At 60.9% G+C, this 22,742-nt stretch carries 26 protein-coding genes and 2 tRNA genes; 7 read left to right on the top strand and 21 right to left on the bottom strand.

Going from position 1 to position 22,742, the window contains the following annotated elements:
* Positions 1-36: 36 nt before the first annotated feature.
* Together rhaS and ACWUKX_RS00935 are read right to left on the bottom strand one after the other, a co-directional pair.
* Positions 37-1,032, bottom strand: a complete 996-nt coding sequence (gene rhaS, locus ACWUKX_RS00930) for a rhamnose ABC transporter substrate-binding protein (RefSeq protein WP_456003012.1) — start codon at positions 1,030-1,032, stop codon at positions 37-39.
* A gap of 45 nt (positions 1,033-1,077) precedes the next feature.
* Positions 1,078-1,887, bottom strand: a complete 810-nt coding sequence (locus ACWUKX_RS00935; protein ID WP_065005818.1) for a DeoR/GlpR family DNA-binding transcription regulator — start codon at positions 1,885-1,887, stop codon at positions 1,078-1,080.
* A gap of 212 nt (positions 1,888-2,099) precedes the next feature.
* On the opposite strand from ACWUKX_RS00935, the gene ACWUKX_RS00940 reads away from it, so the two are divergent.
* The 3 genes from ACWUKX_RS00940 to ggt all read left to right on the top strand — a co-directional run bounded on the left by ACWUKX_RS00940 (position 2,100) and on the right by ggt (position 7,524).
* Positions 2,100-4,202 carry a bifunctional rhamnulose-1-phosphate aldolase/short-chain dehydrogenase gene (locus ACWUKX_RS00940; RefSeq protein ID WP_456003014.1) on the top strand — a complete coding sequence of 701 codons (2,103 nt, stop codon included), beginning with the start codon at positions 2,100-2,102 and terminating at the stop codon, positions 4,200-4,202.
* Positions 4,203-4,215: 13 nt separating this feature from the next.
* Positions 4,216-5,505 (top strand): L-rhamnose catabolism isomerase, encoded by a 1,290-nt coding sequence (gene rhaI, locus ACWUKX_RS00945; RefSeq protein ID WP_456003016.1) that lies wholly within the window; start codon positions 4,216-4,218, stop codon positions 5,503-5,505.
* A gap of 282 nt (positions 5,506-5,787) precedes the next feature.
* The gene (gene ggt / locus ACWUKX_RS00950) at positions 5,788-7,524 is read left to right on the top strand and encodes a gamma-glutamyltransferase (protein WP_456003018.1); all 1,737 of its coding nucleotides are present in this window, start codon (positions 5,788-5,790) and stop codon (positions 7,522-7,524) included.
* Positions 7,525-7,707: 183 nt separating this feature from the next.
* On the opposite strand, the gene ACWUKX_RS00955 is transcribed toward ggt, so the two are convergent.
* The 13 genes from ACWUKX_RS00955 to ACWUKX_RS01015 form a co-directional block, all read right to left on the bottom strand.
* Entirely contained in the window at positions 7,708-8,052 is a 345-nt protein-coding gene (locus tag ACWUKX_RS00955) for a hypothetical protein (protein ID WP_456003020.1), read from the bottom strand.
* Positions 8,053-8,737: 685 nt separating this feature from the next.
* Positions 8,738-9,178: a hypothetical protein gene (locus ACWUKX_RS00960; protein WP_456003022.1), complete on the bottom strand. Its 441-nt coding sequence runs from the start codon at positions 9,176-9,178 to the stop codon at positions 8,738-8,740.
* Positions 9,179-9,381: 203 nt separating this feature from the next.
* On the bottom strand, positions 9,382-9,966 hold the full coding sequence (locus ACWUKX_RS00965; protein ID WP_456003024.1) for a class I SAM-dependent methyltransferase: 585 nt from the start codon (positions 9,964-9,966) through the stop codon (positions 9,382-9,384).
* Between the two features lie 56 nt (positions 9,967-10,022).
* Positions 10,023-10,098, bottom strand: a tRNA-Phe gene (locus ACWUKX_RS00970).
* A gap of 196 nt (positions 10,099-10,294) precedes the next feature.
* Complete coding sequence (yacG, locus tag ACWUKX_RS00975) at positions 10,295-10,492, bottom strand: DNA gyrase inhibitor YacG (protein ID WP_456003026.1); 198 nt, start codon at positions 10,490-10,492, stop codon at positions 10,295-10,297.
* 13 nt (positions 10,493-10,505) lie between these two features.
* Entirely contained in the window at positions 10,506-11,132 is a 627-nt protein-coding gene (locus tag ACWUKX_RS00980; RefSeq protein WP_029348516.1) for a Maf-like protein, read from the bottom strand.
* Positions 11,133-11,159: 27 nt separating this feature from the next.
* On the bottom strand, positions 11,160-11,378 hold the full coding sequence (gene infA, locus ACWUKX_RS00985; RefSeq protein WP_006200926.1) for a translation initiation factor IF-1: 219 nt from the start codon (positions 11,376-11,378) through the stop codon (positions 11,160-11,162).
* An 87-nt stretch (positions 11,379-11,465) separates the two neighbouring features.
* Positions 11,466-11,933, bottom strand: a complete 468-nt coding sequence (locus ACWUKX_RS00990) for an arsenate-mycothiol transferase ArsC (RefSeq protein ID WP_277569143.1) — start codon at positions 11,931-11,933, stop codon at positions 11,466-11,468.
* 1 nt (position 11,934) lies between these two features.
* A complete protein-coding gene (locus ACWUKX_RS00995; RefSeq protein ID WP_029348511.1) occupies positions 11,935-12,420 on the bottom strand; it encodes a UPF0262 family protein in 486 nt (161 codons plus the stop codon).
* 6 nt (positions 12,421-12,426) lie between these two features.
* Positions 12,427-13,719, bottom strand: a complete 1,293-nt coding sequence (gene hisD / locus ACWUKX_RS01000) for a histidinol dehydrogenase (RefSeq protein WP_456003028.1) — start codon at positions 13,717-13,719, stop codon at positions 12,427-12,429.
* A gap of 9 nt (positions 13,720-13,728) precedes the next feature.
* A complete protein-coding gene (locus tag ACWUKX_RS01005; protein WP_065009241.1) occupies positions 13,729-14,160 on the bottom strand; it encodes a DUF2948 family protein in 432 nt (143 codons plus the stop codon).
* Between the two features lie 172 nt (positions 14,161-14,332).
* Complete coding sequence (gene murA, locus ACWUKX_RS01010) at positions 14,333-15,625, bottom strand: UDP-N-acetylglucosamine 1-carboxyvinyltransferase (RefSeq protein WP_456003030.1); 1,293 nt, start codon at positions 15,623-15,625, stop codon at positions 14,333-14,335.
* Positions 15,626-15,755: 130 nt separating this feature from the next.
* Positions 15,756-15,962, bottom strand: a complete 207-nt coding sequence (locus ACWUKX_RS01015) for a hypothetical protein (protein WP_456003032.1) — start codon at positions 15,960-15,962, stop codon at positions 15,756-15,758.
* A gap of 149 nt (positions 15,963-16,111) precedes the next feature.
* Here ACWUKX_RS01015 and ACWUKX_RS01020 point away from each other — a divergent pair.
* Both ACWUKX_RS01020 and ACWUKX_RS01025 read left to right on the top strand, forming a co-directional pair.
* Positions 16,112-16,186 (top strand) — tRNA-Thr (locus ACWUKX_RS01020).
* 642 nt (positions 16,187-16,828) lie between these two features.
* A complete protein-coding gene (locus ACWUKX_RS01025) occupies positions 16,829-17,128 on the top strand; it encodes a DUF1236 domain-containing protein (protein WP_456003034.1) in 300 nt (99 codons plus the stop codon).
* Here ACWUKX_RS01025 and ACWUKX_RS01030 read toward each other — a convergent pair.
* Positions 17,119-18,000 (bottom strand): transglutaminase-like domain-containing protein, encoded by an 882-nt coding sequence (locus ACWUKX_RS01030; RefSeq protein ID WP_456003036.1) that lies wholly within the window; start codon positions 17,998-18,000, stop codon positions 17,119-17,121. The genes ACWUKX_RS01025 and ACWUKX_RS01030 overlap by 10 nt on opposite strands.
* A gap of 91 nt (positions 18,001-18,091) precedes the next feature.
* A complete protein-coding gene (locus tag ACWUKX_RS01035; protein ID WP_287338004.1) occupies positions 18,092-18,976 on the bottom strand; it encodes a transglutaminase family protein in 885 nt (294 codons plus the stop codon).
* 215 nt (positions 18,977-19,191) lie between these two features.
* Here ACWUKX_RS01035 and ACWUKX_RS01040 point away from each other — a divergent pair, with 215 nt between their 5' ends.
* Positions 19,192-19,392, top strand: a complete 201-nt coding sequence (locus ACWUKX_RS01040; protein ID WP_095519090.1) for a hypothetical protein — start codon at positions 19,192-19,194, stop codon at positions 19,390-19,392.
* A gap of 245 nt (positions 19,393-19,637) precedes the next feature.
* On the opposite strand, the gene ACWUKX_RS01045 is transcribed toward ACWUKX_RS01040, so the two are convergent.
* Together ACWUKX_RS01045 and ACWUKX_RS01050 are read right to left on the bottom strand one after the other, a co-directional pair.
* Positions 19,638-19,838, bottom strand: a complete 201-nt coding sequence (locus ACWUKX_RS01045) for a CsbD family protein (protein WP_095519089.1) — start codon at positions 19,836-19,838, stop codon at positions 19,638-19,640.
* A 203-nt stretch (positions 19,839-20,041) separates the two neighbouring features.
* The gene (locus ACWUKX_RS01050) at positions 20,042-20,305 is read right to left on the bottom strand and encodes a hypothetical protein (protein ID WP_456003039.1); all 264 of its coding nucleotides are present in this window, start codon (positions 20,303-20,305) and stop codon (positions 20,042-20,044) included.
* Positions 20,306-20,523: 218 nt separating this feature from the next.
* On the opposite strand from ACWUKX_RS01050, the gene ACWUKX_RS01055 reads away from it, so the two are divergent.
* Complete coding sequence (locus ACWUKX_RS01055; RefSeq protein ID WP_456003041.1) at positions 20,524-20,808, top strand: DUF3606 domain-containing protein; 285 nt, start codon at positions 20,524-20,526, stop codon at positions 20,806-20,808.
* 38 nt (positions 20,809-20,846) lie between these two features.
* Here the strand turns inward: ACWUKX_RS01055 and ACWUKX_RS01060 are convergent, their stop codons facing one another.
* Positions 20,847-21,923: a YihY/virulence factor BrkB family protein gene (locus tag ACWUKX_RS01060; protein WP_456003043.1), complete on the bottom strand. Its 1,077-nt coding sequence runs from the start codon at positions 21,921-21,923 to the stop codon at positions 20,847-20,849.
* On the bottom strand, positions 21,862-22,527 hold the full coding sequence (locus tag ACWUKX_RS01065; protein ID WP_456003045.1) for a hypothetical protein: 666 nt from the start codon (positions 22,525-22,527) through the stop codon (positions 21,862-21,864). Before ACWUKX_RS01065 ends, ACWUKX_RS01060 begins: the two co-directional genes overlap by 62 nt.
* Positions 22,528-22,742: the final 215 nt, after the last annotated feature.

The following is a 22,742-nucleotide window of genomic DNA, read 5'->3' on the forward strand; positions in this document are numbered from 1 at the left end:
CTCTGCCCCGCCGCGCCGGCTTGAAGGGCTCCAGGATCAATAGATCTTGGAGAATTCTTCGATGTTCGACTTGTCGAACTTGAAGGGCGGAGCCATCGCAGCCGAATTGGTGTCGTCGAGCGTGACCTTGCCGACGCGGCCGATCGACAGCGTCGCACCCGGCTTGGCTTCTTCCTTCTTCACCGCCAAATCATGGGCGAGGTAGACGGCCGAGTAGCCGAGGTCGATCGGGTTCCACAGCGCGACCGCTTGGCTGGCACCGTTGTCGATGAACTTCTTGAACTCCGACGGCAGCGCCAGGCCGGTGACGTTGACCTTGCCGATCAGGCCTTGGTCGGTCACCACCTGAGCGGCGGCAACGACGCCGACCGTGGTCGGTGCGATGATCGCTTTGAGGTTCGGATAGGACTTCAAAAGGCCCTTGGCTTCGTCCGTGCTCTTGGCCGAGTCGTCGTCGCCGTAAACGGTGGCGACGAGGTTGATCTTGGGAAAGTTCTCCGGCAGCACCTTCTTGGCCGCGTCGATCCAGGCGTTCTGGTTGGTCGCGGTGGACGAAGCCGACAGGATGGCGACGTCGCCGCCTTCCGGCAGGTAGTCGGCGGCAAGCTTGATGATGGTCTCGCCGATCAGGTTGGTGTCCGAGGGGTTGAGGTGGAGCTGGCGACCTTCCGGAGCGACGCCTGAATCCCACGAGATGACGGTGATGCCGCGATCCATCGCCTTCTTCAGCGCTGGCACCAGCGCGTCGGCGTCATTGGCCGAGATGGCGATGGCGTTGACCTTCTGGGCGATCAGCGAATTGATCACCTCGATCTGCGCTTCGGCGGTCGCCTTGGTCGGGCCGGTGTAGATGATATCGACGTCGCCGAGTTCCTTGGCCGCCTCTTCGGCGCCCTTGTTGGCGGCATCGAAGAAGCCATTGCCGAGCGACTTCACCACCAGTGCGATCTTGACGTTCTCGGCATAGGCGGCATTCACGAACATGGCGGCGGAGAACGCCGCCGTAACCATCAGTTTCTTCAGAAAGCTCATCGAATATCCTCCCTTGAGTGTTGCATTCCATCGCCGCTGCGGGCCTCAGGCCTGCAGCGAAGATTCTTCCTTATTGCCCAGCGTTGTGCGGGCGACCACCAGCGTCACACCGGCGGCCTCCAACATCTTGGCCTCGCGGTCCTCGATGCCGTCGTCGGTAATGACGGTCGCGATGCGCGATAGGCCGCACAGGATCAGGCTCGAGCGTTTTCGGAACTTCGACGAGTCGACCAGCACCACCAGTTCGTCGGCCTGATCGATCAGTTTCTGCTCGGCCTGGATCAGCAGCGGATCGCCTTCCATCAAGCCGAGTGGCCCGAGCCCTTGCGCGCCCATGAACATGCGGCGCGCATAGAAATTGCGCGTCACGTCATTCTCGAAGGGCGACAGGATGATGCTCTGCTCGCGGTAGATGGTGCCGCCCGACAGCATCACCGTGTTCTTGGAGTGCTTGAGCAGGTGCTCGGCGATCGGAAAGGAATTGGTGAAGATCGGCATCCGCCGGCCGGTCAGGAAATGCACCATCTGGAAGGTGGTGGTGCCGCCATTGATGATGATCGGCTCGCCGTCCTTGCAGAGTTCCACGGCGTCCCGCGCGATCGCCCGCTTCTGCGAAGCGTTGATCGTCTCGTTGACGGAAAAAGGCCGGCCGGCAAGGCCGATGAACTGCGGTGGCGTGATCGCCTCGGCGCCGCCGCGCACGCGGCGCAGGCGCTTTTGCACATGCAATGCGGCGATGTCGCGCCGGATCGTCGCCTCGGACGAGTCCGTCAGGTCGACCATCTCCTGCACCGTCACCACAGGCTTTTCCTGGACGGCGGACAAAATGATCCTGTGGCGCTCTTTCTCGTGCATGGTTCCTCCCTGCCGAGCATCTAGGCACCCTAAACGCGCAGTGTCAATCATTTCCGATCATATAATTTCATTGTGCAGTGCAATATGATCAATCTTGATCGTTTGTGATTGACAACGCCGCCGCTTGCGTGGACATTCGAGCAAAGCTGACCCGCAATGCGGTGGCAATTGACCGCATCGTTTGCGCGTCTCACGTCACGGGAGGATTACCTATGCTCGACAAGCGCTCTGGCACGCGCCTCGCCAATCTTTGGGATGACGCGAAAGCCCAAGCAATGAGCGAGCCGGAACGTCTCGTCTATCGCTCGAATGTTCTTGGCTCCGACAAGCGCGTCACCAACTATGGCGGCGGCAACACCTCTTCCAAGATCTGGCAAAAGGATCCGCTCACCGGTGAGAGCATGGAAGTGCTGTGGGTCAAGGGCTCGGGCGGCGACAGCGCCTCGATCAAGCTCGACGGCTTCGCCACGCTCTATATGGACAAGCTCAGGGCGTTGAAGGGTCTTTATCGCGGCCTCGAGCATGAAGACGAAATGGTCGGCTATCTGCCCCACTGCACCTTCAACCTCAATCCGCGCGCGGCCTCGATCGACACGCCGCTGCACGCATTCGTGCCGAAGCCCCATGTCGACCACATGCATCCCGACGCCATTATCGCCATTGCCGCCGCCAAGGATTCGAAGGCGCTGACCAAGGAGATCTTCGGCGACGCGATCGGCTGGCTGCCGTGGAAACGTCCGGGCTTCGAACTCGGCCTGTGGCTGGAAAAATTCTGCCTCGAGAACCCTGAGGCCAAGGGCGTCGTCCTGGCAAGCCATGGCCTGTTCACCTGGGGCGACACCCCAAAGGAATGCTACAAGACGACGATCTCGGTGATCAACCAGGCGATCGACTGGTTCGAGCGCAAGTCTGAAGGCAAGCCGATCTTCGGTGGCGAAGTCGTCAAATCGCTCGACGCGCCAGCGCGTCGCGCCGCGGCGGCAAAGCTGATGCCGAGGATCCGCGGCCTGATTTCGAAGAAAAGCCACAAGCTTGGCCATTTCGACGATTCGCCAGCCGTGCTCGAATTCGTCAATTCGAAGGATTTGCGCCCACTGGCAGCGCTCGGCACATCCTGCCCGGACCATTTCCTGCGCACCAAGATCCGGCCGCTGGTCATCGAATTCGATCCCGGGAATCCCGACGTCGATGCGGTCATCGCCCGTCTCGCCGACGATGTGGCGGAGTATCGTGTTGGCTATCAGGCTTATTACGACCGCTGCAAGCACGTGGATTCGCCACCGGTGCGTGATCCGAACGCCGTGGTCTATCTGATGCCCGGCGTCGGCATGTTCACCTTCGCCGGCGACAAGGCGACGGCGCGCATATCGGGCGAATTCTACGTCAACGCCATCAATGTCATGCGCGGCGCCTCGACGGTGTCGACCTATGTCGGGCTGCCCGAGCAGGAAGCCTTCGACATCGAGTACTGGCTGCTCGAAGAGGCAAAGCTGCAGCGCCTGCCGAAGCCGAAGGCTCTAGCCGGCCAGATCGCGCTGGTCACCGGCGGCGCCGGTGGCATCGGCCGGGCGACGGCCAACCGGCTGCTGCGCGAAGGCGCCTGCGTCGTGCTGGCCGACATCGACGAGATCGCCCTTGCCTGCGCCAATGACGAGTTGGCGAAAGCCTATGGCAAAGATTTCGTGCGGCCGCTGGTCATCAATGTGACGTCAGAGGACCAGGTGATCTCCGGCTTCGCCGAGACCGCGGTCGAGTTCGGCGGCATCGATATACTGGTGTCGAATGCCGGCCTGGCAACCTCGGCGCCGATCGAGGAGACGACGCTGGCGCTGTGGAACAAGAACATGGACATCTTGTCGACAGGCTATTTCCTGGTTTCGCGGGAAGCATTCCGTCTTTTCCGCGCGCAAAAGATCGGCGGCAACGTCGTCTTCGTCGCCTCCAAGAACGGGCTAGCAGCATCGCCCAACGCCGCCGCCTATTGCACGGCCAAGGCCGCCGAGATCCATCTGGCGCGTTGCCTGGCGCTGGAGGGCGCGGAAGCGCAGATCAGGGTCAATGTCGTTAATCCCGACGCCGTGCTGCGCGGCTCCAAGATCTGGACCGGCGAGTGGAAGGAACAGCGCGCCGCCGCCTACAAGATGTCGACCGACGACCTCGAGGAGCACTACCGCTCGCGCTCGATGCTGAAGCGTTCGGTGTTCCCCGAAGACATCGCCGAGGCGATCTATTTCTTCGCGTCCGACATGTCGGCCAAGTCGACCGGCAATATCGTCAATGTCGACGCGGGCAATGCCCAGTCGTTCACGCGCTGAGCGGAGACGGGCGATGGAACAAATCATCTCCGCCGACATCGTCGAAAAAGACAACGCCGCGCGCGAGGCCGACCTCAAGCGCGATTACGACTCGCTCGGTGAGCGTCTTGACCGTCGCGGCATCGCCATCGACGCTATCAGCGACAAGGTCGAAAAATTCGCCGTGGCGATCCCGTCCTGGGGCGTCGGCACCGGCGGCACCCGCTTTGCCCGCTTTCCCGGCGCCGGCGAGCCGCGCGACATTTTCGACAAGATCGAGGACTGCGCCGTCATCCGGCAGTTGACGCAGGCGACGCCGACCGTCTCGCTGCACATTCCATGGGACAAGGCCGACCCGAACCGGCTGAAGCAGGCCGCCTCCCGCTTCGGCCTCGGCTTCGACGGCATGAATTCGAACACGTTCTCTGACGCTAAGGGCCAGGCGCTTTCCTACAAGTTCGGCTCGCTCTCGCATGCCGATGCCGCAACGCGCCGGCAGGCGGTCGAGCACAATCTCGAATGCATCGAGATCGGCAAGACGCTGGGATCGAAGGCACTGACCGTATGGATCGGCGACGGCTCGAACTTTCCCGGCCAGGTCAATTTCGCCAAGGCGTTCGAACGCTATCTCGACGCGATGAAGGAGATCTACGCCGGACTGCCGGACGACTGGAAGCTGTTCACCGAGCACAAGATGTACGAGCCGGCCTTCTATTCGACGGTCGTGCAGGATTGGGGCACCAACTACATCATCGCCACCGAACTCGGCGACAAGGCGTTCTGCCTGGTCGACCTCGGCCACCACGCGCCCAACGTCAACATCGAGATGATCGTCTCGCGGCTGATCCAGTTCAAGAAACTCGGCGGCTTCCATTTCAACGATTCGAAATATGGCGACGACGATCTCGACGCCGGCTCGATCGATCCTTACCGGCTGTTCCTCGTCTTCAACGAGCTGGTCGATGCCGAGCTTTCCGGTGCCGAAGGTTTTGATCCGGCTCACATGCTCGACCAGAGCCACAACGTCACCGATCCGATCGAAAGCCTGATGCTGTCCGCGGTCGAGGTGCAGCGCGCCTATGTGCAGGCGCTGCTGGTAGATCGCAAGGCACTGGAAGCCTATCAGGACGCCAATGACGCGCTGATGGCGACGCAAACGCTGAAAGCCGCCTATCGCACCGATGTCGAGCCGATCCTCGCCATGGCGCGGCTGACCACGGGCGGCGCCATCGATCCGGTCGCCGCCTACCGGGCGGCCGGCTATCGGGCGAAGGTCGCGGCGGAACGGCCGGCGGTTGCGGGCGGCGGCGGCGGGATTGTTTGATGTCGGCGTGAAACGAAAAACCCGCCTGAGGCGGGTCGCGGCGCAATCAGCACCATCCTTGAATTACTAGCATAATCGCCGGCACAAAGCAAGAACAAGTTTGTTTGCCTTCAGCCTTGGAGGCTGTCGAAAGCCGAAGCGACATCCGATCCTCCCCGCAAGGGGGAGATCGGCAGCTTCACCGACGGCGAATGACAGCATTCCCGAATTTTCACTCACAGCCATGGACTCGCCCGCTCCGACAGGGTCTTCTAGGCGCATCCAACGCCTCGGAGAACGGCCATGCACCCCACCCGCCGCACCCTAATCGCCGTCGGTCTTTCCCTCACCTTCGCCTTTGTGCCGCTGACGGCCATCTTCGCCGCCTCGCCGCAGCCGGCGAACGGCGAGCATGGCATGGTGGTGACCGCCCAGCATCTGGCATCGCGAGTCGGCGTAGAGGTGCTGAAGAAAGGCGGCAATGCCGTCGATGCGGCGGTTGCCGTCGGCTATGCGCTGGCTGTGGTCTATCCGAACGCCGGCAATATCGGCGGTGGCGGCTTCATGACCATCCGCTTCAAGGACGGCCGCTCGACCTTCCTCGATTTCCGCGAGCGGGCGCCGCTCGCCTCGACGAAGACCATGTATCTCGACAAGGACGGCGAGCCGGTGAAGGGCGCCAGCCTTGACGGCTATCTCGCGGTCGGCGTGCCGGGCTCGGTGGCCGGTTTTGAAACGGCACGGGAAAAACACGGCACGCTGACGCGGCAGGACTTGATGGCGCCGGCCATCCGCTATGCCAGGGACGGCTTCGTGCTGGAGCAGGGCGATGTCGCCTCGCTCGAACGCGGCGCCGAACGGCTGGCCAAGGACCCGGCCGCGGCTGCCATCTTCCTGAAGCCGGACGGCAAGCCTTATGCCATCGGCGAGCGCCTTGTTCAGGCTGATCTCGCCGCCTCGCTCTCAGCGATTTCGGAGCAAGGTCGAGATGCCTTCTACAAAGGACCGATCGCCGACGGCATCGTTAAGGCCAGCGCGGAGAAGGGCGGCATTCTGGCCAAGGCGGATTTCGAGAACTACGCGGTCCGCGAGCTCGAGCCGGTGACCTGCAATTACCGCGGCTATGAGATCACCTCCTCGCCGCCACCGAGCTCGGGCGGCGCCATCATCTGCGAGATCCTCAACGTACTGGAAGGCTACCCGCTGTCCTATCTCGGCGCGGGTTCTGCCGAAACCGTCAAAGTCATGGTCGAGGCAATGCGCCATGCCTATGTCGACCGCAATTCGGCCCTCGGCGATCCCGACTTCGTCGACAATCCGGTCGAAAAACTGCTCGACAAGAATTATGCGAAGGAAATCCGCGAAAAGATCGATCCGTTCCGGGCCGGGGTGTCGCAGGACTTGATGCCGAAGGGCTTTGGTGAGAGCCAGGAGACGACGCATTATTCGATCGTCGACAATGACGGCAACGCCGTCGCGGTGACCTACACGCTGAACGGCTCGTTCGGCGCCGGCGTCGTCGCCGACGGCACCGGCATCCTGCTCAACAACGAGATGGACGATTTCACCCAGAAGCCGGGCGTGCCCAATCTCTACGGCCTCGTACAGGGCGAGGCGAATGCGATCGAGCCGAGGAAGACGCCGCTGTCGTCGATGAGCCCGACCATCGTCGCCAAAGACGGCAAGCCGTTCATGGTCATCGGCAGCCCCGGCGGCTCGCGCATCATCACCATCACGCTGGAAGCGATCGTCAACGTTGTCGATCATGGCATGAACATCCAGGAGGCGATCGACGCGCCGCGCATCCACCACCAGTGGCTGCCAGACACGGTCTATATCGAACCGTTCGGCCTGTCGCCCGATACCGAAAAGCTGCTTGCCGGCATGGGCTACCACCTCGATGTCACCGAGGCGACCTGGGGCCAGGCGGCCGGCATCCTGGTCGGCGGCAAGAGCCTGGCCGAGATCGAGAAGGGCGGCGCCCGCTACAACGGCGCTATCGACAGCCGCGCCGCATCCGGCGAGGCGATCGGATATTAAATTTCGTGCGCCCCGGGTCTGTTGAGATTCAGGTCAGGCCGAGCCGGAGTCGAAGACGGGCGCGAAGCGACCAGACTGCGTGGTTTCCGAGAACCGGAACGGAGCGTACTTTCGGTACGCGAGTACCGGAAGCGCAGGAGACCGCCATTCGCAGGCCGGCATCACCTGAATATCGGCAGACCATCAGATGACCAGCGTTATGGTGGACGCAATCAGCATCACCGCCGCGATGCCGACGAACAAGGCATAGATACGCGGCCGATCGAGCAGAAGCGCATTTCCGGATATCCACGCCGCGGTGGCGCCGCCAAGCGCGTACAGGAAGCCGTTGCGATGGCCCAAGGCCAGGGTTGCGGCCATCAAGCCGCCAATGATGAGGGCGCCGAACACGATGATCACGGCGACCGCGTATTTCTCGAAATCGTTGCTGGCCACACCCGGACCCATCACGTTCAACGCCGTCAGGTCGTCCGGGTCGAAGGGGTTGGCCGACCCATATTCGTCTTGACCGACAGGCTCGCGCATCATTCATTCTCCTTGAAGCGGCAACAAATCATCAAGCCTTGCCGAGCGCAACTGGATCGCGCCGCGTTCAATGCGATCGGCACCCTCTTCAACACTTTCTGGCCGCAGCTTGCTACCGGTTTTTTGGATTTATGTCGGATCGTCCTGTCATTCCAGGCGATCTGTCGGATTGGAATCGCAGCCGCGCGTTCCGACTTGAAAGTCCGCCGCTCTGGAGGGGGCTTCGAACCGCTGCCCCTGACTATCGGGCCTGACTATCGGGCCTGACGATCGCGCGCAGGCCTCGCCCTCGCAACGGCGTGCTCGACGTTGTCGGTGGCGAAGATTGGTCAGCGGCGAAGTTGGCCGGCGCCACTTTGGGGGGGCGTTGGGGTAGGTTGCCTGATGGGCGCCGGCCAGGGCGGAAATCAGGTCCGCCGCAAGGAAATATAACGGGAATTGCGCGGTATTGGCAGTGGTGTGATCGCGGAAGGATGGTTCGCGCTTCCCGGTGCGGTGACCCATTATGGGCCAGTCGTCTGGCACCTGAATTGCACGGTAGGCAATGCTGGGCAACAGCCCGGAAGTTGTCCCCAAATATGGGGCCTCGCCGCTTCGCGAATGGAGCGGCGGGCCTTTTTTGGCACACCGTCGTGAGCGCGGCACCGCCGGAACTCAAAGGCAGCGTTTTGCAACACGCCTGGATTTCTTATGCGGCCGGAGCCGGCGGCAGTTCGAACAGGTTGGCGCCATTCTCCTGGCCTCGCTCGACATAGCCGATTATCCGAAACCATTTTGCGACGTCCGGTCTCTGGAGCCAGCTGCGCGAATGAATGGGGAGGTTGCCGGCGAGCGCCTGGATATGGCGGATGTGCCGCTTGCAGAAGCGAACGGTCGCGGCATTGAAGAAATCCTCCTGTGCGGCGAACAGCGTATCAGCAGCGTCGCTATGCTCGTGCCACGCGATGATCGCCACGGTCTTTTCGCCCTGGACAAGCGCGTGAGCACGGCCTTCTTTCAAGTTCATCATCAGATTGTCGTAGGCGATCTTGCTGTCCTTGCCGGCCGCGGCGTATTCGTCCGATATCCGCTTGGACAGATCACGGAAAAGAGCTTCCAGATCTCCAACCGTTGCTGCGCGTGCTCTCATTTCGCCTCCTAGAGCCCCAGCAGGCAGTTTGCCCTAAGGATAGAGGATCACCAAGCAAATCAAATCCGTCATCCGCCCAACGCGAGCAAAGACGTTTCGCGGGGCGAAGCCGCCGTGATGTGCTCAGGTCACGTGATTTTGCCGATAGGCGCGGGAAATGCGTCTGGTGCCTGAGTCGCGCAGGCAATCGCCGTCCGCCCGGTCTAGTGGCGATGATAAGCCAGAACTGTACTGCCGCGTGGCGACTTGTGGCGATCAGATAAGGTGAACCCGGCACCCTCGATGAGAGACTGAAGACGGATGTCGTCTTCGTCGGGAACTCGCGCCACAATCGTCTGAGTGCGGTTAATGATGTCGATGAAGATGCGATCGGCCTCCTCCTGACCCAACCCCCTGCGGACATGCTGGTACACAGCGAGAAGAAGAACGATATCGTAACGGTCATTTAGAACAGATTGAAGCTTTCGACTCCCAAGACTCATGGTGTCAAATCGACTTTCTACGTTCGATCCTAGAAAGATAGAACGCGCCACGCGGGTGTGTGGCTTCAGAACGTCAATGCCGTGGATGTAGGCCGGTCTGCGTTTGGCGATTTCATAAGCGACGATGCCCATATTGCAGCCAACATCAAGGATCGTCTTACCGGAGTAGTTTACCCCGCATGAAAATAATCCATCGAGCCGATCGTCCCACGTTCCTGCGCTATATTTCTTGTGCGATTTCCAAAAAGGCACGACTATCCTTCCGTGTCCTGGATCAAGTCGAATTTTATCTGCGCCCTCGTGCATTTTCCGGCAAAGTCCAACGCCCGTCAGTCGGACCGTTAAGCAATTGCCATGGAAAATGGTGCCCAGAGGCGGATTCGAACCACCGACACGCGGATTTTCAGTCCGCTGCTCTACCAACTGAGCTATCTGGGCCTGTTCCGGCACACGGGCAGTTCTGCACGCCGGATTTCTTGAAAGCGCCGCAAGCGCCCCTTGAAAGCGCGTGGGTTATAGCACGGGAATCCGGCCTGTCCAGCGCTTAAGCGTTGATTCAAGCCGGAAACGAGCAGTTCCTCGACAGGTCGATTCACGAGGCGCGGTCGAGGTCACCAAGCCGTGCCGAACAGCCTCATTTGGGAGGATCGTTGTCCGTTTCGTCCTCGTCGTCGCGGGCCGGAATGACGTAGGCGCCCTTGAGCCAGCGGTTGAGGTCGATGTCCTTGCAGCGCGCCGAGCAGAATGGATAGGTCTCGCGCGCCGACGGCTTGCCGCATTCGGGGCAGGGCCGCTTGGGGCGCAGCGGCGTGACCTTGTCGTCCGAGCTCATGACCGCCCCGAACTCATGGCCGAGCTGACTGCCATTTGGCATGCACCTTGAAACCCTCGCCGGTCAGCAGCGCCACCGTCTCATAGAGCGGCAGGCCGACGACGTTGGTGTAGGAGCCGACAAGCTTGACCACGAAAGCGCCGGCCAGCCCCTGGACGGCATAGCCGCCGGCCTTGCCGCGCCATTCTCCCGAGGCGACATAGGCGTCGATCTCGGCGCGCGGCAGCCGCTTGAAACGCACCCTGGTCTCGACCAGCCGCTGGCGCAGCTTGCCGCCCGGCGTGATCAGGCAGATGCCGGAATAGACCCGGTGCGAACGGCCGGACAGCAGGCCGAGGCAATTGGCGACGTCGTCGAACGTTTCGGCCTTGGGCAGGATGCGCCGGCCGACTGCGACCACCGTGTCGGCGGCCAGCACGAAGCTGGGCACATAGTCCTCTTCCGCCTGCAGCGAGGCCAGTGCCTTCTCGGCCTTTTCCTTCGACAGGCGCTTGGCCAGCGAACGCGGATGCTCGGCGCGCAGCGGCGTCTCGTCGACACCGGCCGGCAGCACGCGGTCCGGCTCAATGCCGGCCTGCTGCAACAGTTCGATCCGGCGCGGCGAACCCGAGGCAAGCACGAGCTTCTGCAAAATGCTCATCGCGATCCCGGCCGAACTCTGACGATTTTACTTGAAACGGTAGGTGATGCGGCCCTTGGTCAGGTCGTAGGGTGTCATCTCGACCAGGACCTTGTCGCCGGTGAGCACGCGGATGCGGTTCTTGCGCATGCGGCCGGCCGTGTGGGCGATGATTTCGTGTTCGTTTTCGAGCTTCACCCTGAACATCGCGTTGGGCAACAATTCCGTGACGACACCCGGAAACTCGAGGACTTCTTCCTTCGGCATTCGATACCTTTGCTTGGATGGGATTCCCAGCGCCCCGGCCGGAATTTGCGCGGAACCTATATGATAATCGTGCGCTTGTGAACACGCTTAATCAGCGCCGTTTTTTGCTTCCGGCTCTAGGAAACGGTGGCCGATTCGCGCCCTTAGCCGTTCGCGCACCTCGCGATAGGCTGCCATGATCTGCTCACGCGTGCCGCTGACGCCAGTCGGGTCCGGCATCGGCCAATATTCGACATCGACGGCAAGCGAGCGGGTAAGCTCGAGCGCGGTGTGATGCGCTTCCGGCGAGAGTGTGACGATCAGATCGAAATAGTCGTCCTCGAGATCGTCCAGTGTCCTCGGGTGCCGTTCACCCAGCGAAAGCCCGTCCTCGGCCAGCACGGCGTCGACGAACGGGTCGCGTTCGCCGCCGCGCACCCCGGCCGACGCCACGAAGGTGGTGGCCGGAAGCACCTGGCGCGCCAGCAGTTCGGCCATCGGCGAGCGCACCGCGTTCATGCCGCAGACAAACAGGATCGAGCGGGGCAGGATCGAGCGGGGCAGAGGGGCTGGCAGTTCAGCCTCGCCAGTGCAGCACGCAGACCAGCGTGAACAGCCGGCGCGCCGTGTCGAAATCGATTTCGATCTTGCCGGCCAGCCGGTCCATCAAGGTCTGTGAGCCCTCATTATGCAGCCCGCGCCGGCCCATGTCGATCGCCTCGATCTGGCTGGGGGTCGAGGTGCGGATGGCGTCGTAATAGCTTTCGCAGATCATGTAATAGTCCTTGACGATGCGCCTGAGCGGCGTCAGCGACAGGATGTGGGTGACCACGGCAGCGCCGTCCTCGCGCGTCACTGCGAAGACCAGGCGGGATTCGGCCAGCGACAGTTTTAGCCGATAAGGCCCGGCGCCGTCGTCATTGACCGGCTGGAAGCTGTTTTCCTCGATCAGGTCGAAGATCGCCACCGCCCGCTCATGCTCGACATCGGGCGTCGAACGGCCGATCGATTCATCGAGTTCGACATCGATCAGCTTGGCATAGGTTCGATCGTAGTCCGACATGTCAGTCTACATGTTCAGCCGGATGGCGACGGAGCGTCTATGCGCGTCGAGGCCTTCCGCCTTGGCCAGCGCGATGGCCGCCGGCGCCAGCGCCCGCAACTGCTCCGGCCCGAGCTTCAGGATCGAGGTGCGCTTGATGAAATCGAGCACCGAAAGACCGGACGAGAAGCGCGCCGAGCGCGCCGTCGGCAGCACGTGGTTGGAGCCGCCGACATAGTCGCCGATGGCTTCCGGCGTGTGACGGCCGAGAAAGACGGCACCGGCATTGCGCATCCGCGCCAGGAAGGCTTCCGGCTCGTCGATGGCAAGCTCGACATGTTCGGCCGCGATGCGGTCGACCAGCGGCAGTGCTGCCTCGATTTGGGGAACAAGGATGACGGCGCCGAAGTCGCGCCAGCTCGCCGCCGCCGTCTCCCCGCGCGGCAGGCTCTGCAACTGGCGTTCGACCGACTGTCCGATCGCCGCGCCGAAGACGGGATCGTCGGTGATCAGGATCGACTGCGCCGACACGTCATGCTCGGCCTGGGCAAGCAGGTCGGCGGCGATCCAGTCCGGATCGTTGCTGCCGTCTGCCACGACAAGCACTTCCGAAGGCCCGGCGATCATGTCGATGCCGACCGTGCCGAACACCTGGCGCTTGGCCGCGGCGACATAGGCATTGCCGGGGCCGACGATCTTGGCGACCGGCTTTATCGTCTCGGTGCCATAGGCCAGCGCCGCGATCGCCTGCGCGCCGCCGACGCGGTAGATTTCGGATATGCCGGTCAGATCCGCCGCCACCAGCACCAGCGGATTGATGATGCCGTAGGGCGCCGGCACCGCCATGACGATACGCTCGACGCCGGCGACCTTGGCCGGCACGGCGCTCATCAGCACCGAGCTTGGATAGCTCGCCGTGCCGCCCGGCACATAGAGCCCGACCGCCTCGATCGCCGTCCAGCGCGAGCCGAGCTCGACGCCGGCAGCGTCCGTGTATCGGTCGTCCTTCGGCCGCTGCCGCTCGTGATGGGAACGGATCCGGTCACGGGCGAATTTAAGCGCCTCGATCGTCTGCGGGTCGGCCGCATCATAGGCCTTGGCGATGTCGTCTTGCGACACGGCCATGCCGAGGCCTTTCAGATCGGCCTGTTCGAATTTCTGCGTATACTCGATGAGCGCCGCGTCGCCCTCGGCGCGCACCCGCGCGATGATCGCGCGCACCACGGCGTCGACGTCCGCCGAGACCTCCCGCTTGGTCAAAAGGAATGCGGCAAAACGCTGCTCGAAATCGGCATCGGACAGACGAAGGGTGATGGCCATCTTGTGTACTCAGGCTCTGTGAAAGGGGCGCGACGTCGCTTCCCAGGCGCCGCCGATGTCAGCGAGCCGCGCCTCGATGCACTCGACATCGAGCATGATCGCGCCGCCGCCTGAAAAGATCAGCTCGACAATGCCGGCCGGCTTGTCGAGGGCGACGAAGCTGATCGCCAGCAGCGACAGCACCTCGTCCGGCTTGTCGCGGGCAATGCCGCTGGTTTTGGCGCCCAGCACACGGTCGAAATGCAGCACGCTTTGCCGCCGCTCATTGTGCTGGCGGAACAGGCCCGTTTTCGCCTCCCAGACGAAGCGGTTCATCGTCATCACGAAGCGCTTGGCCGCCGGCATGTATTCGAGGTCGCCGACCTTCAGCACGGCGTCCTGGACATGGGCCGAAACGATGCTCAGATCCTGATCGTCGAGCGCGACAAGCTTGAGAGCCATGCGGATTTCACACCTGAAGGTTGATTTTCAGCCCTCTGTTAGAGCATGAACCCAAAAAGTGGAAACCGGTTTTTGGAAAACATCGTGCTCCAGGCAGGAATCGAGCCGGTCTTGGCGATCCGTGCAACCGCGCCAAGATCAAATATTGAAGCCGTGGAATCCCGCCGATTGCCTACCCCGAAATCCGCTCGATCACCGCGCCGCAGCCGGACAGCTTTTCTTCCAGCCGCTCGAAGCCGCGGTCGAGATGGTAGACCCGGTTGACCGTGGTCTCGCCTTCGGCCGCCAGGCCGGCGATGACCAGCGACACCGAAGCGCGAAGATCGGTCGCCATGACCGGCGCGCCCTTCAGCTTCGAAACGCCGTCGACGATCGCCGTCTGGCCGGACAGTGTTATGTGGGCGCCGAGCCGGGCAAGCTCCTGCACGTGCATGAAGCGGTTTTCGAAGATCGTCTCAGTGATGCGCGACTTGCCCTTGGCCATCGTCATCAGGCCCATGAACTGCGCCTGCAGGTCGGTCGGGAACGCCGGGAAGGGCGCTGTCGTCACGTCGACCGGCGCAATGCCGGCGCCGTTGCGCCTGACGCGGATGCCGGAATTGGTCTGCGTGATCTCGGCGCCGGTCTGGGAAATCACGTCGAGCGCGGTCTGCAACAGGTCAGCCCGCGCGCCTTCGAGCATGACGTCGCCGCCGGTCATGGCGACGGCCATCGCATAGGTGCCGGTCTCGATGCGGTCGGGTATCACCCGGACGCGCGCGCCCGACAGCGCTTCGACGCCGTCGATGGTGATGGTCTCGGTGCCGGCGCCATAAATGTTGGCGCCCATGGCGTTGAGGCATTCGGCGAGGTTGACGATCTCGGGCTCGCGGGCGGCGTTTTCGAGCACCGTCTCGCCATTGGCCAGCGACGCCGCCATGACAAGCACATGGGTGGCGCCGACCGACACTTTCGGGAAAACGTAGCGGTTGCCGACAAGACGGCCGTTCCTGGTCTTGGCGATTACATAACCGGTATCGACGTCGATATCGGCGCCGAGCACCTGAAGGCCTTCCAGGAAAAGATCGACCGGGCGCGTGCCGATGGCGCAGCCGCCGGGCAGCGACACCTTGGCCTCGCCCATGCGGGCAAGCAGCGGGCCGATCACCCAGAAGGAGGCGCGCATCTTCGACACCAGCTCGTAAGGTGCGGTGGTGTCGACGATGTTGCGGGCAGAGAGATTGATGGTGCGCGAATAGCCCTCCTGCTGTTTTTCGCGGCGGCCATTGACCGAATAGTCGACGCCATGATTGCCGAGGATGCGGATAAGCTGCTCGACATCGGCCAGATGCGGCACGTTTTCCAGGGTCAGCGTGTCGTCGGTCAAAAGCGAGGCGATCATCAGCGGCAGCGCGGCGTTCTTCGCGCCCGAGATCGGGATGCTTCCGGCAAGCTTGTTGCCACCGACAATTCTGATGCGATCCATGGAAGAGCGTCCCCTCGGCCGAAAGGCCGGTTTTCAATCGGTTGAGTCTGTTGTGGCCGGTCTAGACCATTGGCCGGCTTGGTTCAAGAAACAGGATTCCCGCACCCTGGACCCGGCCTGTTGATATAGGTCAATCCGTTTGCGTTTTCCTTAAGGTGCCGAGCCCTTCCGGCCGCTGGTCCGCCTCGCCGGTGCGCCGCGAGCGCGACTGCGCCTTGCGCTTCTGCAGATTGGCGCGCAGTTGCTCGGCGAGCCGGCTCTTGCGGTCGGCCTTTTTCGGTTGGCTGTCCTTTTTCGACGGACCGCCCTTGTCAGGTGGGATTGTCTTGTCGTTCATGGTTCCATCCCGGCGAGACTGTTATGAAGGGATACCCAACATTGTGGCGCTGCCATGTCCGGAAAAGCCGTCGGAGCGGGCTTTCACAGATGGCTTGCGCTTGGCCTTGCGCTTGCCGGTTCGATATGGCAGAAGCCCCGCCATCAGCGGCTGCGGTAGCTCAGTGGTAGAGCACTCCCTTGGTAAGGGAGAGGTCGAGAGTTCAATCCTCTCTCGCAGCACCAGTTTATCCCGAAGATTTTCAATAGTGCACTTCGCCTGGTCACTTTGCGTTTACGTGTCGGGAGCAAGCAGCCTTCCAAAACGATGACATGCGCGTAGCGAGCTACTGACTTTTCGCCCTTCCACCGGCCCGTGCCGGCGAGCCCGCGCAAATCCATGCCAGCGTACCGACGCATTCACGTCGCCCAGGTGTGGCAAGGAAGGTCACGAGATGCGTTCAGATCTTGCGAACCTCGCCGCAAACCTGTCGAGCGCAAGCTGATACTGGGGTCAATCCTAAGCGGGATCCTGCTATAATCCAGTATGGCCGCTCGCATAGTGGTTATCCTGGCGCTGCTTTCCGCCTTCGCCTACGGATTCGCAAAACTCGTGGAACGTTATGGCGACGCTGGCGACAAGCCCTCTCCGTGTGAAAAATGGCCACATCCTGATTGTCCAGTCCCAAACGCGCCTCCTCCGGAAGAACCTAAGCCTTGAGCGGGAGCGCGTTCGCGCGCGGCCTCGAACGTCAGCGTTGATATGCCGTGGCAGCGGGTTCGCGCCCTACAAAATGGAACAAGAATTGCGCCGCATCGTTCAGATAACTATGCAACCCGTCGCGGCAGCAATCAAGCACCGTAGCTGAAGGTTGCTTGGAGGCTATTATGGGTAAGCAACTTACATCGGCTGCGGCAGGCATCCTTCTGTTCGTTGGCGTCAGCGCCGCCGCCGCTCAGGACGTCATTATTCAACCCGAGCAGGACACTGTGATCCGCGAATACGTGAAAAAGAAACCAGTGGCATCACTCAGCCTTCCCGGCGTGGAGCTCAACATCGGCACAGCTCTGCCCGATACAGTCGAGCTTTACGAAGTGCCGGACGTTCAATACCGCTACGTCGTCGTCGATGGCCGAACTGTCCTGGTCGATCCAGGTACCCGCAAGATTGTGAAGGTCTACGACTGACTTGACCCCTCACGCTGAAGCCCGTCATGCCGAAAAGTGCGGCGGGCTGACGCCTTCCCAGGTTCGGCGTGGATTTCTTCTGTGATGACTTCGAAGCGGGTGAGCCGGGAAAGACCGAAGCTCGTTGAGATAGCGACGTCATTGGCATCGCATCCCGTCGCCATCAGGATCCTGCCTATGCGAGGCTGGTTGTACCGTGCATCGAAAGTGAACCAATGGCCGCTGAGATAGGCTTGGAACCATGCGTTGAAATCCATGGGGTACGGCATCGGCGGTATGCCGATGTCGCCGAGATAGCCGGTGCAATATCGCGCCGGAATGTTCATGCAACGGCACAGCGTGATTGCCAGATGCGCAAAATCGCGACATACGCCGGCCCGGTCGGTTAGCGCGCCATAGGCGGTCCGCAGCGTGTCCGCAGCCTGGTAGTTGAAGGTGATGTGTTCGTGAACGAAATCGCAGATCGCCTGGACGCGCGCCCACCCGGGTGCGGTATTGCCAAAATTGGTCCAAGCGAAGTCGCCAAGCCGATCGGTATCGCAGTAGCGGCTGCCGAGAAGAAACCTGAGCACGTTGTCGGGCAGCTCTTTGATATCGTGCTGGACGGCGCCCGCGGCCACAATTTCTGGCTTGCCGGTGTCATGAATTTCGAAGTTCGTTGATATCGTCGTAAGCCCCGCGGGCACCTCTATTCTCGTGCACAAATTGCCGAAAACGTCGATGTAGCCGCGGGCGTCGACCGGGCGATCGAAGCCGATGATCTGTTCCGTCAAAAGATCGACGCGACGTGAAGGATGGATATCAAGGACGAGCAGCATCGGTGTCGGCTGCGGACATTCGTAGGCGAGGTTGAAACCTGCGCGGATACGCATCGAAGCTCCAATGCGTTGATTAAAGCAAACTCCGGATTGCCGCGAACAGTTCCGAACACATCTAGAGGATGCTGATTTTTATTGATGCTGGTTATTTGATGCCAGCTTCCTTCACCACCTTGACCTCCACCGTCATGCCGAGAAAGTTCGACGCGCTGCCGCAGTAGCTTCCGGAAAGAGGGATGGCTTGCCCAGGATGCCTGGCCACAGCCACCCTGATAAGGTCCCGGTTGCCGACAATGCCATTGGTGGGGTCGAACTCGACCCAACCCGCGCCAGGCAGATAGACCTGGCACCAGGCATGCGTCGAACCGCCGCCGAGGACAGAAGCGCTGTCGCGGTTCGGCACATAGACATAACCAGTCACAAAACGGGCAGCAAAACCGAGCGAACGAACCGCTTCCATCATGAACAGCGCAAAGTCTCGGCATGTGCCTCGACGCAGGTGCAAGGTCATGAGAGGCGGTTGCGTCCCTGATTCAGTTCGACGGGAATACACAAAGCTCTCGTGGATGGCGTAGCAAAGTGTCATCAGCAATTTGCCCGTCTCGGTGTGGCCTCTGGCGCTCACGAACTGTCGTGCCCATTTGCCGATCTCGTCGCCGTCATCGAGATGATGGCGCTCGATGGTTTGGGTGAGGTCGGTTGCCTCGTCGGGATCATAGGAAAATGGATAGCTGAGTGCTGCTTCATCGATACGGAAATCAGGTGCATGCTGCGGCGTGTGATCGAGCCGAATGTCTGTCACGAAACGCAGTTCGTCGCCGGAACCCTGGAAGTCGATTACCGCAACGCAGTTTCCAAAAACGTCATGGATCCAGCCAACCTCTTTCGGCTCGGGGTCCACCAACAGGGCATGATCCAGAAGTCGCTGATCGAAACTATCGCGCGGCCTGAACATCAGCCGATGCTCGCCAAACGTCACCGGTTGCGTGTAGCGATAGACGGTTGTGTGCTTGACTGAAAAGATCGGCATTGGCTTGCGTCGACCACCTGCGATATCAGCGCAATCATATATCTTTTTCGAGGTGCAGCGGACAAAATGGAGTCTTTCGCCTGACGCGCCGTATCAGACGGTCTCCACCGTAGGCCTTTTGCAATCTCCAATTGGTAGACTCTCTCAACGCCCCGTAAGTTAATCCTTGCGCCAGGAGGGGCCAAGGCGAGGAACGTCGTAAACGGGAGGAAGCAATGAACGAAGACTACGGTCCGGCCATAGACCACGACAAGCCTTACGAAATAGCTGCTTTCGCTAAAAAGCATGGCCTTACGATAAGGGCTGCCGAACTGATCCTTTTCGCCTATAGCCCGTCCCGAGCGGCATGCGACACTGCCGCAACGGCTTTCCTCACGGCCGTCGCCGCACAGGCCAAGAGGCAATCGGCGCGCTAGCTCTCGTTCCGAAGATCCTGGGGCGACGGCTGGCGCAGATCAACCCGCCACCGTCGCATATAGTCACCCGCCGCTCATTTCGGAGCCGCAGGCTTACAGCATTTGCAGCCAAGTGGAATCAATGGCGTCGCACAGATGCGGCTAAACAAATAGATAGAGCGAAATGCCCAGTTCAATTCGAACCCATCCCGCTCTAGGACTGTCGAAGCTGCGCCGATCTACGGTGCAGCCTCGATACCGGACGCTCAGGTGAGGCTTCTGGACCAGTCGTCTATCTGGCGCTCTGCCTCTTCCTTGGCGATTCCATACCGCTCCTGAATGCGTCCTGCGAGTTGGTCACGATTGCCCTCGATGCGATCAAGGTCATCGTCGGTAAGGTCACCCCATTGCTCCTTGGCCTGGCCTTTGAACTGCATCCATTTTCCCTTGATTTGATCCCAGTTCATGAATTCCTCCTTTGTTGTCTAGAGGAAATGCAACTGGACACCACATGTTCCCAAACAGCGGATCGTCCGTGACGATTATTGCCCATGACGATTATCCTATACGCAGCAAAAAGCCGCCGGCCGGAGCCAGTGGCGCGAATTGGAGCAGATAAGAACGATCCGCGTCTTGAAATCACACTCGACGGAAAGGTCCCTCAGCCGGATCAGCTGGCGCGCGCCAAGGCGATCGATATGACGTTGTCTGCATCCGCCCCCGGTAGATCGAACAGCATCGGAAGTTGGCGGGTCATGGCCATTTCCACGATCAACTCTTCGATGGAAGCTGTCGGCAGATCGGTCTCGACATTATTCGAGATCATCGAGGCAAGCTTGTGGACTGGCACTGGTGCCGACTTCGCATGGTCGTCGAGCAACCTGCTGATTTCGATTACAACGTCTGCGTCAATGCTCTTTGGCAATTCGCGCATGGCTTTTCCTCCCGGTCCATATCATGCGCGTGCCAGAGGGCTGAGTCTCGAAAAATCTGCATATCGCTCAAAGGCGCGCCGGTCGGGTTGCTTTGGCCGGGCGTTCGGGCCTGCGGCGAAAAAGCGAAGCGCGCTGGTGTCGCATGCGGCAACGAATTCGCCGGTTTTGCGTTGGCCAATCATACATTGTGCGCAAACGTGACCAAAGGAGAGTAAGCATGACAGCCGACGCGGCGAAGCTCTATCCCCGCCACCGGGATCGGATCTCCGGCAGCGAGGATTATGTAATAAGGTATTTTGCCCGGCAGAACGGCATCACCCCAGCGCAAGTCCATCAGTTGATCAAGAGATATGGAAGCAGCCGCGCCAAGCTGGTGGCTGCAGCGAAGGAACTTCGCACGTCGCTTCGGCCGGACGTCCCCAAGACCATGCTCGCCTCGGGCCGCCGCGCCGGACGTCTCAGCGCCGGTGTTGATGCCAGAAATGGCTTAAAACCGTGGTAAGGAGACTGCCGAAAACAATCCCGCCGAGGACTTCGTTCTCAGACTTTTCGATCCTGGCCGGCGTCGCCGGCATCTGTTCGCGATTTACTTGCTTCAATGGTCGCCTCCAGATCGGATCGGCTGCCGTATCGAACCGAGTAGGCTCGTGTAAATTCGGCGCCCAACAGAAAGATCTCGGACGAGTAAAAGACCCACAGCAGCACGACGAGCAGCGCACCGGCTGCGCCGTATGACGATGCGACGGCGCTGGTTCCGATATACCAGCCGATCAGCGATTTGCCGATCGTGAAGAGGAACGCCGTTACTATGGCGCCGACGCCAACGTCGCGCCATTGCAGCGCACGGTCGGGCAGGACCTTGTAGATTGCCGCGAACAACAGCGCGATCAGGGCAAACGAGACGATCTCGGTGATTGCGCTCAGGATAAGGGTGCCAAAGGGCAGATATGCGTTGATGATATCTCCAAGCGCCGAAATTGCAGTGCTTACGACCAGGGACACCAGCAGCAGAAAGCCAAGCGCCGCGACGAGACCGAGACTGGCAGCGCGTGCCCGCACGAGCCGTGAAATCGACGTGCCAGCCGGCTTGACTTTCCAGATCTCGTTCAGGGCAACCTGCATTTCGCCGAATACGCCGGATGCGGTAACCAACAGCGTGACGAGCCCCAAAATGCTGGCAAGAGTTCCCGCCTCTTTGTGTGACGCGTTCTCGATTGTCGCTTGCAGAAGCTCGGCGCTCTGCGGACCCATCAGCCCCGACAACTGGGCCGAAAGCGCCAGTTGTGCCGCATCGTTTCCGAAGGCCATGCCAGCGATGGCGACAACGATGAGTAGGATCGGAGCAAGCGAGGTCGTGGCATAAAACGCCATCGCTGCCCCGTGGCTCAGGGCATTGTCATTGATGAAGCCGAGGATGCTCTCCTTAACGAGTGTCCAGCCCTCTTTCGCCACATTCCACATGTTTTGCCTCACCTGCTTCCCAAGCAAATAGAGGCAACACCGCGGCGGACCAGAGATCACATTCGAGAAGTTCTGGTCCGTTTGGATCCGGCGTTTAGGTGACGGATCTTGGGTTGTTTGGCGTGATCTGTCCCGAGGCCCTCTTTGTGAGACCATCCTGCGTCGGGAAGGCCGAGAACGCCGCGATGGCTAGGAAGATCGGAATCCCCAATTCGAGGATTTCCTCGAACACTGTGGAGGTATAGATCCGGGTGAGGTGGATGCCGAGAAATGTGAGATTTGATGGCGCCCCGTCGATGACCTTGGAAAGGACGGCGCAGCCGACAGCTGCGGCAATGGCCACGGCAGTCGCCTCGCCGTGGCGAAGCCCGTGAACAAAGCTACGGAAGCCGTTCTTCAGGAGCAAATAGAAGGCAATGCCGAGGGCAATAACGACCGTCGCGCCGATTAGCTTTTCCAACAGCGGAACGTCAGGCGAGATATAGAGCGTGGTCTTGGTGATGTTGTGGGTGGTGAAATGCGCATGAAAGTCCAGCTCGCGCAGGCACATCGCGATCAGGATGGCGACAAGGTACCACCGTTTGAGCAGGTCTCGATAGGACATTTCCCGGACAAGCGTTGCCACGACGATCAGGTAGCCTGCGGCCGAGAAGACTTCAGTTGGACCGCCTTCGCTGAGGTAAAACTTCCGCATGTCTTCGGGAAAGAAAGCGAGCGGCAGGGCGATGAGAAAGACGAGCACGAGCAGGGCAAGGCCCATTTGGTTGAAATAGTGGCCTTTGCCGTAACCGGTCTTTCTTTCGTTCCACGCCATATCTGTCTCGCCCATCTGTCTTGTGCCGACTCTCTATTGATCGTGATTTCACTCAATTTGAAAGACTGGGCCATTGTCAAGTTGCCGTTCCGTAATGCCTGGCCGCTTGCCGGCGCTCTGACGGCATGACTGTGGCGAGCGTGACGAGCCTGGTCCGGCCT

This window comes from Mesorhizobium sp. f-mel (genome assembly GCF_053850215.1).